We start from the raw sequence: 13,496 nt of genomic DNA on the forward strand, positions 1-13,496 counted from the left end.
AGAAAAACTCGCAACATTCTAGCGAATTTTTCGATGAGAATCTTTTTATTACGATGCTTCTTCAAACTGGCTATTATAAAGCTCAGCATAAAATCCATTTTTCTCGATTAATTCTTTATGTGTTCCGGCTTCGATAATATCGCCGTCTTTCATGACAAGTATTAAATCGGCATTTTTAATTGTTGAAAGTCTATGGGCGATCACAAAGGAAGTTTTTCCTTCTGTCAGCTTATCCATTGCTGTTTGAATCAGTAATTCCGTACGGGTATCCACGGAGCTAGTCGCTTCATCTAGGATAAGTAATGGCGCCATTTTTACCATGGCACGTGCGATGGTGATAAGCTGTTTTTGACCTGCTGATAAACTTGTTTTGTCATCCAAGATAGTATCATAGCCGTTTGGCAATGTTTTGATAAAATGATGCAAGCCAACTGCTTTGCAGGCAGCTTCTACCTCTTCATCTGATACTCCTTCTCTTGAATAGACGATATTGTCGCGAATAGACCCTTCAAATATCCAAGTATCTTGCAGCACCATACAGAAAAGCTCATGCAGGGCCTCTCTTGTCATTTCGTTGGTTGGAATCCCGTCAATTGTGATCTCGCCGCCATTTATTTCATAAAAGCGCATCAGCAAATTAATTAATGTTGTTTTTCCAGCGCCAGTCGGTCCTACGATTGCGACCTTCTGGCCAGCGGCTACTTGTACGGAAAAGTCTTCAATGATTGTTTTATCTTCACTGTAGCCAAAGCGGACATGCTTAAATTCCACATCACCTTTGATATTTGCCAATTTTGCTGTTTTCTCCTCTTCTACTGCTAGTTCTTCTTCGGACAAGAACTCAAACACACGCCCACTTGCTGCTGCTGTGGATTGCAGATTTGTCGCTGCTTGCGCAATTTGTTGCAGCGGCTGTGTAAATAAGCGAATGTACAGCATAAAGGCAACAATAACACCAAATGAAATATGGCCATTTACAGCAAGAGCAGCCCCGACAATACATACAACCACATAACCAAAGTTTCCAATAAACATCATTAATGGCATCATCAGCCCTGACATAAATTGCGATTTCCACGCACTCTCATATAATCGTGTATTGATAGCAAAAAAGTCATCCTTCGCCTGCTGCTCTGCATTATAAGCTTTCACGACATTATGGCCAGAATAGATTTCTTCAATATGACCATTTAATTTTCCAAGCTCTTGCTGCTGTTGAGCGAAGTATTTCTGTGATTTCGAAATAATAAAGAACATAAACGCAAAACCAATAAAGGTGGAAAGAATAGCTGCAATTGCCATAATCCAGTTGGTGTAGAACATCATGATTAAGGAACCGACGAACATAGTAATAGCCGTAATTAAGCTGCTAATACTTTGGTTCATCGTCTGTCCCACCATATCGACATCATTTGTAACCCGGCTAAGGACATCACCTGTTGTTGTATTATCAAAATACTTTAAAGGCAGACGGTTAATTTTTACCGAAATGTCTCTTCTTAATTGTTTTGAAATTCTCTGGGTGACAGTTGCCATAATATAGCCTTGCACATAGTTAAAAATAAAGCCTAAACCGTATAGGAACACCAACAGAATCGCTACATCATATACAGCATCTAGATCAATGTCTCCCATCAGTCCTGCTGTAATATAATCCGTCATTTTGCTTAGCTGATCAGGACCGATAATGCTAAAAATTGCCGCTGTCATCGCCAGAATTAAAGCAAAGATGATAATCGGAAAGTAAGCTTTACAGTAAATTACCAGCTGCTTTAAACTGGAAAAATTCATCCCTTTTGCACGCGGAGGAATCGATTTTGCTGGTTGGTTCCCCAACTCCTCATTTTGGGTTGGATTTTTCTCTTCTTTTACTTCGTTTTTCTTAGCCAATTTCGAGTTCCTCCTTTGATAATTGTGATAAAGCAATTTCTTGGTAAACATCGCAAGTTACCATTAATTCGTCATGTGTCCCCATTCCAACTACTTCGCCTTTATCTAATACCAGAATGCGGTCAGCATCCTTAATCGTTCCAATTCGCTGTGCCACAATAATATTAGTGGCATCTTGGATCTCTTCTTTCAGTTTAGAACGGAGGACACGATCTGTTTTATAGTCTAACGCGGAAAAAGAATCATCAAATAAATAGACTTCTGGATCTTTATAAATGGCACGTGCAATCGATAATCTTTGTTTCTGTCCACCAGAAAGATTGGTTCCACCTTGTGAAATCGTCGCCTCATATTGCTGATCCATTTTTTCAATAAAGTCTTTTCCTTGCGCAATTTCCACTGCTCGTTGGATTTTTATCTGTTCCACTGAATCCTTATCTTCCTCTCCAAACGTAATGTTGGAAGACACAGAGCCACTGAACATAACTGCTTTTTGCGATACATATCCAATTTTGTCTCGTAATGCTTCTAGCTTATAATTCTTCACATTTAGACCATCTACCAAAATTTCGCCCTCGGTTGCTTCCATAAAGCGAGGTATCAAGTTCAACAGAGTACTTTTTCCGCTCCCAGTAGAACCAATAATCGCAACAGTCTCCCCTTTAGAAGCAGTAAAGCTAATATTTCGGAGAATATAATCACTCGCTCCAGGGTATTTAAAGCTCACATCGCGAAATTCAATCTCTCCTACTTTGTCTCCATTTGTTTTTGAACCACTCTTAATTTTCACATCGGTATTCAGGACTTCGTTTATTCTCTTAATCGAAACTGCCGCACGAGGAAGAAGAACAAATGTAATGGAAACCATCATAAACGCCATAATGATTTGCATCGCATAGGAAGAAAAGACAACCATGTCTGAGAATATCGGCAAGCGGTCTGCCATTGCCGCATTATTGATTAACACTGCTCCAATCCAATAGATGGCAAGCGTCATCCCCGACATTATCAGGGAAATCGTCGGCATCATCAGGGCCATGATTCGAGAAGTGAATAAATTTGTATCCGTTAATTCCTTATTTGCTTTCTCAAATTTTTCCTCATGATAGTTTGCTGCATTATAAGCATGAACAACCCGGATTCCGTTTAAATGCTCTCTTGTTACCATGTTAAGATTATCCGTTAACTTCTGGATAACTTTGAATTTTGGAAGAGCAACTAGCACAATCGTAGCAATCAGCACTAATAACACCGCAATTGCCACGCCTGTAGCAGCGGTCCATTCCCAGCTTTTCCCGGTAATTTTTAAAATTCCCCACACGGCAATGATCGGTGCTTTAATAACAATTTGTAAGCTTAATATAATCAGCATTTGAACTTGCATAATATCATTTGTCGAACGAGTTATTAAGCTAGCTGTTGAAAAACCAGACAGCTCTTCCATCGAAAAAGATAATGTCTTATCAAAAACCTTTTTGCGCAGACGATTCGAAAAGCCTGCGGCCACTTTCGCAGCAAAGAAAACCGTGATAATCGAAGCAACCATACTTCCGATCGCACAAAGCATCATAAATCCACCTTGAGCTAAAACGTCGCTTAACTCACTTCCCTCTGTCTGCACTAGTCTTGTGATTTCAGACATATAATCTGGCAGCTTTAAATCAAGCCATACTTGTAAAATAATAAAGACTAATGCACATGAAATGAACATCCAGTCCTTTTTTTGAAAGTTTTTAAAAATATTTATCATGAATCCATTCCTCCCCCTGCAGCCATACATCAATCTCACTAAATACATCGCATCCGATATATCGTATGCGATTATATTAATGATTTTAGAGTTCGATGTCAAACAAAAGCTTTTACCAATTAAAAAACAGCCCTCAAATTCAAGGGCTGTCTGTTTATTTAATAATCTCTTGGACTCTGCTCTTAAAGCTTTTGTATACATATGTCCAAATAGCTGGCTCGGTGCGATATCTCTTCTGTAGGCTTTCGTAAAAATCTTTTTGTTTTTCCGCAAATGTTGGATCCTCTTTTGCAGGAAGCTTGGCACGCCCTTCATTAACTATTTCTTGGACTTCTGGTGCACGCGGTCCCCATTTGCCAATTAACTCGCCTTGTTCATTTAAAATAAGCACCATAGGAATCGCTCTGCCGCCGTTTGTTAAATGGCGATCAATTAAATCTGTATCTGCATCTCGCAATGCCACATGCATTGGCAAATCCGCCGCTTCTACTATTTTGCGAAGAACAGGATTAATCACCATCGCATCGCCACACCAATCTTCCGTAATCGTTAGGAAATGTAACTTATGCTTTTTTAATTCTTCGGTAAAACCATCTTGCGGCAAAGAGAAGTTTTCATATACTTCATGGCTTTCCTCTTTTAATGTACTCATGTTTTCCATATATGTTTGAATCGTTGTGCCTTCTTCAAAATATTGTTGCTCTGTCTTCATTATGGTACACGCTCCTTTTCTATGTAGACCTTCTCTATTATTTTACTATGTCTATGTGTTTCATACTATTTTGACGATTTGGGATAAATTGCTTTTTTTGATAGATGAATGTATAGGGCTTTGTTACAATTAACTTAACAAGATTTCTTAAGATTGGAGTTATGGCATGAAGAAATTTTTTTCAACACTAGGAATGGCTTTGATTGGAGGAGTATTTGGCGGAGCACTTATGCTCACTCTTTTATCGCAAGAATGGACTATCACGAATATTCTTCTTGGAGTCGTTTGTTTCCTTGCATTTTATATTATACATATTATTTTACATGAAGGTGGACATCTTATTTTCGGAAAATTAACTGGCTATTCCCTTGTCTCCTTTCGCGTTTTTTCCTGGATGGTCGTTGCCACTAAAGACGGTTTAAAGTGGAAAAAGCTGCATGTGCCAGGCACATTAGGCCAGTGTTTAATGGCTCCTCCCGAATATGTGAAAGGCAAGTATCCCTTTAAGTTGTATTTATGCGGCGGAGTTATCATAAATTTTCTCAGTAGTTTAGTGGTTGGCGGCATTGCTTTGATTGTATACGGGAATGCTTTTCCTATCCCTGTCACTCTATTCGTACTCCTTGGCCTCTTTATTGGAGTCACAAATATTATTCCTTATGGTTTTAACGATGGGATGACATTAAAAATGGCGTGGAGCAACGAAAAAAAGCAATGGCAGCTATTTAGTCAATTCTATATTAATGCGCAAACTTCCAATGGCATTTCTTATCAGGAGCTGCCAGAAGAACTATTTGCACTGCCCGATGGCGATGATGGGAAGGATTATTTTTCCCAGTGGGGACTGTGCATGCAACAAGTGCGCGCAATGGACCGCCTCGATTTTGAAGAAGCAAAGAGAATTAATGACTTACTGTGGGCAAGGAAAGACGAGTTAATCTCCCTTTTCCGAGTGGAGGTTGCCAAAGAGCGCTTGTTTTTGTTAACTGTGCTGGAAGGTGACAAAGAAGAAGTCCAATCTATTTATAAGAATAAAGAAGTAAAACGCTTCTTAGCAATCAAACAGATGAGCAATAAACGAATTGCCGCCGCATATGAGTTGCACGTAAATGGCGATCGCCAAAAAGCAACTGCGCTTTGCGAAGAAGGAGCTCAGTTGGAGAAGCATAATCCGAATATGACCGATATTGTGCTAGAGAAGCGATTGATGAAGACTTTGTTGGCAGGATGAGTTTTGGTGGGGTGGGATTGAGTTGGTTTGGGTTGGGGGTTGGCTGATATTTTCTCAGTTTGGCTGATTCCTCCCTCAGTTTGACTGATATTTTCCCAGGTTGGCTGATTCCTCCTCCACTTTGGCTGATATTTTCCTAGGTTGGCTGATTCCTCCTCCACTTTGGCTGATATTTTCCTAGTTTTGGCTGATTCTACCTCTACTTTGGCTGATATTTTCTCAGTTTGGCTGATTCCTCCTCCACTTTGGCTGATATTTTCCTAGGTTTGGCTGATTTCTCCCTTACTTTGGCTGATATTTTCCTAGGTTGGCTGATTCCTCCTCCACTTTGGCTGATATTTTCCTAGGTTGGCTGATTCTACCTCTACTTTGGCTGATATTTTCCTAGGTTGGTTGATTCCTCCCTTACTTTGGCTGATATTTTCCCAGGTTGGCTGATTTCTCCCTTACTTTGGCTGATATTTTCCTAGGTTGGCTGATTTCTCCCTTACTTTGGCTGATATTTTCCTAGTTTTGGCTGATTCCTCCCCCACTTTGGCTGATATTTTCTCGGTTTGGCTGATTCCTCCCTCAGTTTGACTGATATTTCTTCAGGTTGGTTGATTCCACCCACGCTTTCCGCTGATTCCACCCTAACTTTAGCTGATCCTCTTCCCGCTTCTCCTAATATATCCATAACTCGGCTGACCTTCGCCCAAACTTTCGCTAATAAAGTGTATTTTCTTATATCCTCTCATCCATTTCATCGAATATTCCCTTCACTCCAAAAAAAGCTCCAATAAAAGTCTATAATTAGACTAATTGGAGCTTCTTTTTATTTTATTTTTGCCTTTTTGTATATGCTCTACCTATCTTAGCTTCTTCAGACCATCTTGCTGAGGCAATGCCGGGTACAGCTCCTTTTAATAAAGGATCTTTTGTTTCGTTCATCCAATTTGCCACTTTTTCGCGCAATTGCCTTGCTACTTCAGAGTATGCAGGATCATGGATAAGATTTTTATATTCTAATGGATCTTTTTCTAGGTCATACAACTCTTCTGCCTCATTTGGTACATAATATTCTTTGCGAACCTCAGCTCCTGATGGGCTGCTGTGGATATCCATCGGCATATAAATTTTGGGACCATCCTCAAAATTTTTCACATACTTATATTTCTCTGTCCGCACTCCGCGCATTGGATGGTAATTATCATGCCAGGTTAATTCACAAAAGAAGTCCTCACGAATTTTCTCATTAGATTGTTTTAATAATAATGGAGCAAAGCTTTTCCCATCTAAATCATCGGGAATCGGTAAGCCCGCTAAGTCTAATAATGTGGGCATAATATCAATATTGCAAAGTAATTCCGTCGAAACAACATTTTTCCCAAACAGTTTTGGATTATAGAAAATTAAAGCTGTTTCTAATCCTGCTTCTTTCAACGTTCCTTTTGCCCTTGGGAACGCTATTCCGTGATCTGTTGTATAAATAACAATTGTATTGTCTATTAAACCTGTTTCTTCTAATGTGTCCATAATTCTTTTTATTGCAGCATCTAGCACTTTTACAGAACCATTCATTAACGCAATTTCCTTACGAATGGCTTCCGTGTCTGGTAAATATTCTGGTACTTCTACTGCTGAAATTTCATCTGCAAATGGTTCATACTCATCAAAAGTACGATGTGTTTCCCAAAATCCAATATTTGCAAAGAAGGGTTTACCATCCTCCTTTTTTTCTTGCAGGTATTTCACTGCACTATCTGCCACTTGCGGCGCTCTTGATCCTTCAATTTTCTCATAGCGGTCATATCCTAGCTTATAAGAAGAAGTCCAAGTGCCTCTTTCTGTGTGTCCTACTGTCTCATGGCTAAATCCAATTAAAGCTGATTCATAGCCAGCCTCGGAAAATTTAGTAGGCATTGTATCGATGCTTTCCTCTATTCCAAACTCATAATGCGCTAGACCAATTAATCCATTATTATGTGGATACAAACCTGTTAAGATACTACCACGACTCGGACTACATTGAGGTGCTGGACAAAAGAATTGATCAAAGCGCACCCCTTCTGCAGCTAATCGATCAATTTCAGGAGATTCAACAGCTTTTCCATAACAGCCTAAATGTCTACCTGTATCATGCGAAATCATAAAAACAATATTAGGTTTATTCATTTATATTCACTCCTTTTATTCTCCTACTATTTCTTCAATCTCTGTTTTGATAATAGATACATGTGGTCCATAAATTACTTGAACTCCATTTCCACGTAACATTACTCCCTTAGCACCTGTACCTTTTAATACAGCTTCTGATACTTTCGAAGAATCTTTGACGGTTACGCGCAATCTAGTTGCACAATTATCAACTTCGGATAAATTATCTTTTCCACCTAATCCAGAAATAATGGTTGCAGCTCTGCTACTTCCATCTGTTGCGGCAGCTGCATCTTCTGCCAACTCCTCGTCCTCTCTTCCAGGTGTTTTATAATTAAATTTCACAATTAGAAATCTAAATACTACATAATAAACAACAAAGAAGACTATCCCTATTAGGGGAATCAGAATCCAATTTGTTTTATCGTTTCCTTGTAGAATTCCAAATAAAGTCAAGTCAATTAATCCAGCAGAGAAGGTCATTCCCACTGTAATATGGAAGATATGAGCTATCATATAAGATAGTCCCCAAAAAGCTGCATGTACTACAAATAACACTGGCGCTACAAATAAAAAGGCAAACTCCAACGGTTCTGTAATACCAGTTAAAAAGGAAGTCAATGCTCCTGTTGCCAGTAAACCAAATATCTTCTTTTTATTCTCTGGTTTCGCTGTATGATACATCGCTAAGGCTGCCCCAATTAATCCAAACATCATTGGGAAGTATTTCCCACTCATAAAACGTGCTGTTCCAATGTAATACTGTTCAACATTTGGATCTGCTAATTGAGCGAAGAAGATATTCTGCGCTCCTTGCACAACATTCCCCGCGACCTCTAAGGTCCCCCCAAGGCCGGTTTGCCAAAAAGGTAAATAAAAGATATGGTGCAATCCCAAAGGCCCTAATAACTTTACAACAAACCCAAATAAGAAGGTTCCAAAATATCCTGTTTTATCTACAAGTCCACCTAATTGAGCGATTCCTTCTTGAATTGGCGGCCATACTATATACATGGCTATTCCAAGGAAGATGGATACAACAGAAGTAATGATAGGAATAAAACGGGATCCACTAAAAAATCCTAAAAACTGTGGCAGTTGAACTTTATTGAATCTGCTGTGCAGCATGTATGTAACTAAACCAGCTATGATACCGCCAAATACACCTGTTTGTAATGTCTGAATTCCTAATGTTATGCCCTGCCCAACGCCAGCTAAGTTTTCAGTAGCTAACTTATTGGTAATTTGTAACATTGCATTTAGCGATGCATTCATTACAAGGTAGGAAAGAACGGATGCAAGTCCAGCAACCCCTTTATCGGATTTTGCTAGGCCAACCGCAATTCCAATAGCAAAAATTAAAGGTAAATTTCCAAATATAATGTTTCCCGCGGAACTCATTATCGTAAAAATCGCCTGTAAAATCGTATGATCTAAAAATGGATAAAGAGCAATTGTATTAGGGTTAGAAAAAGCACCCCCAATTCCTAATAAAAGTCCTGCGGCAGGTAATACAGCAATTGGAAGCATAATTGCTTTCCCAAACATTTGAAACTTACCAAAAAGCTTGTTAAACATATTTTTTTCTCTCCTCTCACACTGGTCCCTGTTCTGTTGCGACTCTCGATTTTTTAGTTGTTTATTCATTTCAAGGTACAATTGATAAGTGCTATCTTTTCCAAGAAGTATATGCAGTTCATCCTCCCGAAATAGTGCTGCGTACACTCCCTGTAATGACTTTAATTCCTCTAGCCTTACCTGATCCTCCCTCACTAGCCCTAACCGTAATTTAGTTGCACATGCCTCGGCATACTTAATATTTTCAATGCCTCCAAGGTGTCTCATAATATTTGCGCATATCTGTTGGAAATCCATTTGAAACCTCCCGTAAATAGACCTGTTAAACTAGTGCAATCTTTCCTCTTGTTGTTGCTAGCAATAGAAAAAGGCAAGACCTAAAAAGACAGAGAGAATATTTCTCTATCTTTTTAGGTCTTGCCTGATTGAACAGTAACAATCCCCTGTATTCTACTTATTGCTTTTGTCCCAAAGTCTTTGAATATGCAAGGTTAAAAACCCAACTTCTGATTCTGGCACTTCGTATTGATATTCTTGATTTAAAAACACCGCTAGCACTTCTGAGCATTCATATGCTCTCTTATATTTACTCTTCACAATATCGAGCATCTCGTCATCCATCTCATGAAATGCCTCATTTTTTTCCATTCTACTGATAACAAATTCTAAATGCGTTAAAAATCGATGGTATGTTAAGGAATCCTTATCAATTTCCATATTAAGCTGACTTGCAACAATATCCAATAAATCTTGTAAGATCATCGTTCGCTTTAAAGGGACATCTACATTATTCGAATTCATTGTTCCCGTATGGATATGTAAGCCTATATATCCAGCCTCATCAATAGGAAGTTGAATGCCAAGTTTTTTCTCTACTTGGTTAATCGCCCATACCCCAATTTCATACTCCTTAGGATATAAAATCTTTACTTCACTTAATAATCTATTGCGAATGGCTATCCCTTTTTTCATCCGATCAATGGCAAATGCCAAATGATCTGTTAGCGCAATATGAATATGACTATTCAGCTCAACTTCTAAAAATTCCTCCGCATAAGAAATAATTTCTTCTGCTATCGTTATATAGGATTCTGGCAATGACTCTAGCAATTCCTGAAATTGTTTCGTTTCATTTTTCAAGATAAAAATCTTTTCAATTTTACTCTCTTGAATTAAATCATTCTTCCCTTTTTGAAAGGCAATACCTGCACCAAGCACAATTTTTTCTGTGCCCTCTTCTATAATAACTACTGCATTATTATTCAATATCTTATTAATCCTAAGCATTATCCCATCCCCTTTTTCAAATGAAGGGTTTTATTATAAAGAGGCAATTAGAACTTCCTCAATTCCAGCATTCCCTTGCTCCTTATATTTCTTTTCCAGACTCTTCACATTATCTCTATTCAATATAACCATTGGGGTTATAGTGCTAGCCGCATTTTCTTCCACTTTCTCTAAATCGAATTCAACAAGTATATCTCCAATAGATACTTGATCGCCTTCTTTTACATGAACGATAAACCCTTCTCCTTTCATATTAACTGTATCCAACCCAATATGAATCAGAATTTCTAAACCATTATTACTTTCCAATCCTATAGCATGTTTCGTTGGAAACACTTGTTTTACTGTTGCTTCGATCGGAGCAACTACTTTTCCTTCAGCTGGGACAAAAGCGATCCCATCTCCCATCATTTTTTCAGCGAAAACAGGATCCGGAACTTCTTCTATTGGAATGACCTTTCCTGTGATTGGTGCTTTTAATCTTTCTTGCTTTGCTTTATTGTTTCCAAATAGTTTACCTAGTACCAATTTCCATACACTCCTTTATTTTGACAAAAAAAGACCTAAAACAACTAGAGAAACATTCCTCCCAATTGTCTTAGGTCTTGCCTGATTGAACAGTAACAAATCCTCGATATATTAATTGATTTTATCTTATAATAGAATAAAAGCGTTGTCAATCATTTTTTGTATTCGCTTACTATCTATTTATTAACTTTCCAATTTTCTCGATTGTGTATGGATAATACGTTTTATAGTTTTAACAAATATAATCCTTCACCATTTGTTTATGCGCCTCATTAAGTCAATTCCTCAGGCACCCTCTGTAGCAACAATTTCTGGCATTAGGCCCTAGGACTTCTTTACGTTCATTTTATCTCCCTCAATCTACATTAAATAGTACGAATGAGTTTTCTGTTCTTCCATTCACATCATAACACACTTTTATCCAAAACGGATGAAAGTGTGCAAATTAATAAATAAACTTGTGAGGAAAAGGCTATTATATAAATTAGTAGCTCACAAGTTTTCAGAATAAGAAATGATAGTTTCTTTCCATTCATCAAATGAATTTACTTCACATAGTTGAATCATCAGCTCTTTATTATGCACTAATTCTTGTATGAATAGTAACAAATCTCTAACCTCACTGCTTTTAGCTTGTGCAATAGTAAAAATTATTTTAACAGGTAAGCCTGACCAATCAATCGGTTTCTTTAGAATCCCTATGCCAATTTTCGTTACTTCTGAGCAAAGTTCTATGGGGTGAACAAGGGCAATTTGATTTCCAAAAGCTGTACTAGCCAAACTTTCTCTTATTAAACAAAGTTCTTCAAAATTTGGAGGCGTTATTCCTGTTTTCCCTATTAAATCACACATTTTAGTAATTGCCTCTTTTTGGTCATTACAGTCCAAATTACTCTGAAACAAATCCTTAGAAAAATACTTATCTAGTATATATTCTGTTTTCACCTTAGACTTTTCTTCTAGCAATTTTCGTTTCTCCTCTTCTGTGAAAAAAGGACTAATCACTTCTATTGGTATGTTATTTATGTCAACAGGAACAGTGGAGAATATAATATCAGGATTAAAGGCTATAACATCTTCTTGATGATATAAAGAGAAGTTTTTAATCATATGAGCTTTTGGAAATGTTTGCTCTATCTTAAATTTAAGTAATTGAGCCGTACCTTGCCCAGTTGTACATATAATAGCTATTCGATTGAAGTTCTTATCATCAAATTTTTTAAAGTCTCTTTCTAGAGCCAAACCAATATGCATTGTCAAATAAGCTATGTCATCATCAGTTAACTGACACTTAAAAATGGAATTCACCTTTTCCGCTAACAATACTGCTAGATTGAAAGCAAAGGCAAATTGTTTTTTTATATCATGAAGAATGGGATTCCTCAAATGAATGTCTTTCATAATCCTTCCTATCAAAGGACGCAAATGAATAAGAAGGCCAGACCGAAGCTTCTGATCCTTCCATAGAGAAATATCATACATCGATTCTATCTTTTCTAAAAAACTATCAATAATCATATTTATTCTTGCATCCGATATATGCATTCCAGCCTGGCTATCATTTTGAAAAATTTGACCACTAATATGAGAATATACATAGACTATTTCAGCATCAGACATTTTCATTGTAAATACATTCTCTACCTTTTCTATAATCGATTGAGAAACTTCATGCTCTAACGAACCTTCCGTCATATTTTCTGTGGGAATATCAATAGGATGCCCTGCTAAAACACGTCTAATCATAATTTTTATATGATAAATAATATTCTGAAGCACTATATCTGAACAATTAATATCTCTAATTTTCCATTCCTTCACAATGAAATCTTCAATAAAAAATAACTTTGGCGTTCCATCTAAATATATTTTTGGTCTAAGCATGTTAGCAATAGCTAACCTTTTCCCTAACTCCGTGCCACTTATTTTAAATCCGTAATGTGGCTTACTCTTTAACACTAATCCATATGTTTGAATTTCCTTTTTCAACTTAGAAATTATGCTGCTCATTTTGCTTCTGCTTACATAATATTCATCACATAATTCTTCTAGTTTTACATACTTAACCTCTTCAATCAGTCTTTTGAATACATTTTCTAATAGATCAGAAGAAGAAAAGAAGGGCGTATCACTAACCCTGGTGATACTTTTTAATATTTCTTCTCTATTGCTCGTACGAAGATAATATCCTTCTCCTCTTTTGGCCACTATCTTACTATTAAATTTCTCTAAAAAGACGTTTATGCTACCTATTGAATTTCTGATTGTTTTTTCGCTTACGCCAAATGCAAACATTAAATTTTTAATAGGTATATATTGCTCTTCTCTAAGAAATTCTTCCAGTAATTTCATATCTTTCTCTATTAAATTCATGTTTATCATCC

Annotated in this window: 10 protein-coding genes; 1 reads left to right on the forward strand and 9 read right to left on the reverse strand. The window is 37.3% G+C overall.

From position 1 onward, the window contains the following. Window positions 1-48: 48 nt before the first annotated feature. The 3 genes from C2I06_RS16280 to C2I06_RS16290 form a co-directional block, all read right to left on the reverse strand. Window positions 49-1,890 carry an ABC transporter ATP-binding protein gene (locus C2I06_RS16280; protein ID WP_420845917.1) on the reverse strand — a complete coding sequence of 614 codons (1,842 nt, stop codon included), beginning with the start codon at window positions 1,888-1,890 and terminating at the stop codon, window positions 49-51. Further along, a complete protein-coding gene (locus C2I06_RS16285; protein WP_123258456.1) occupies window positions 1,883-3,640 on the reverse strand; it encodes an ABC transporter ATP-binding protein in 1,758 nt (585 codons plus the stop codon). Before C2I06_RS16285 ends, C2I06_RS16280 begins: the two co-directional genes overlap by 8 nt. 154 nt (window positions 3,641-3,794) lie before the next feature. Continuing rightward, entirely contained in the window at window positions 3,795-4,352 is a 558-nt protein-coding gene (locus tag C2I06_RS16290) for a thioredoxin family protein (RefSeq protein WP_123258457.1), read from the reverse strand. Window positions 4,353-4,518: 166 nt separating this feature from the next. On the opposite strand from C2I06_RS16290, the gene C2I06_RS16295 reads away from it, so the two are divergent. After that, window positions 4,519-5,583 (forward strand): zinc metalloprotease, encoded by a 1,065-nt coding sequence (locus C2I06_RS16295; protein WP_123258458.1) that lies wholly within the window; start codon window positions 4,519-4,521, stop codon window positions 5,581-5,583. Between the two features lie 487 nt (window positions 5,584-6,070). Here the strand turns inward: C2I06_RS16295 and C2I06_RS16300 are convergent, their stop codons facing one another. The 6 genes from C2I06_RS16300 to C2I06_RS16325 form a co-directional block, all read right to left on the reverse strand. Continuing rightward, window positions 6,071-6,259, reverse strand: coding sequence for a hypothetical protein (locus tag C2I06_RS16300; RefSeq protein ID WP_123258459.1), 189 nt, complete (start codon window positions 6,257-6,259; stop codon window positions 6,071-6,073). Window positions 6,260-6,402: 143 nt separating this feature from the next. Further along, on the reverse strand, window positions 6,403-7,737 hold the full coding sequence (locus tag C2I06_RS16305; protein ID WP_123258460.1) for a sulfatase family protein: 1,335 nt from the start codon (window positions 7,735-7,737) through the stop codon (window positions 6,403-6,405). A 15-nt stretch (window positions 7,738-7,752) separates the two neighbouring features. Next, window positions 7,753-9,594: a PTS transporter subunit EIIC gene (locus C2I06_RS16310; RefSeq protein WP_123258461.1), complete on the reverse strand. Its 1,842-nt coding sequence runs from the start codon at window positions 9,592-9,594 to the stop codon at window positions 7,753-7,755. A 153-nt stretch (window positions 9,595-9,747) separates the two neighbouring features. Beyond that, on the reverse strand, window positions 9,748-10,584 hold the full coding sequence (locus C2I06_RS16315; RefSeq protein WP_095332580.1) for a PRD domain-containing protein: 837 nt from the start codon (window positions 10,582-10,584) through the stop codon (window positions 9,748-9,750). A 33-nt stretch (window positions 10,585-10,617) separates the two neighbouring features. Then, window positions 10,618-11,112: a PTS sugar transporter subunit IIA gene (locus tag C2I06_RS16320; protein ID WP_095332578.1), complete on the reverse strand. Its 495-nt coding sequence runs from the start codon at window positions 11,110-11,112 to the stop codon at window positions 10,618-10,620. A 492-nt stretch (window positions 11,113-11,604) separates the two neighbouring features. Then, window positions 11,605-13,485, reverse strand: coding sequence for a BglG family transcription antiterminator (locus C2I06_RS16325; RefSeq protein WP_164463727.1), 1,881 nt, complete (start codon window positions 13,483-13,485; stop codon window positions 11,605-11,607). Between the last annotated feature and the right edge of the window lie 11 nt (window positions 13,486-13,496).

The organism is Niallia circulans, assembly GCF_003726095.1.
Taxonomy (GTDB): domain Bacteria; phylum Bacillota; class Bacilli; order Bacillales; family Cytobacillaceae; genus Niallia; species Niallia circulans_A.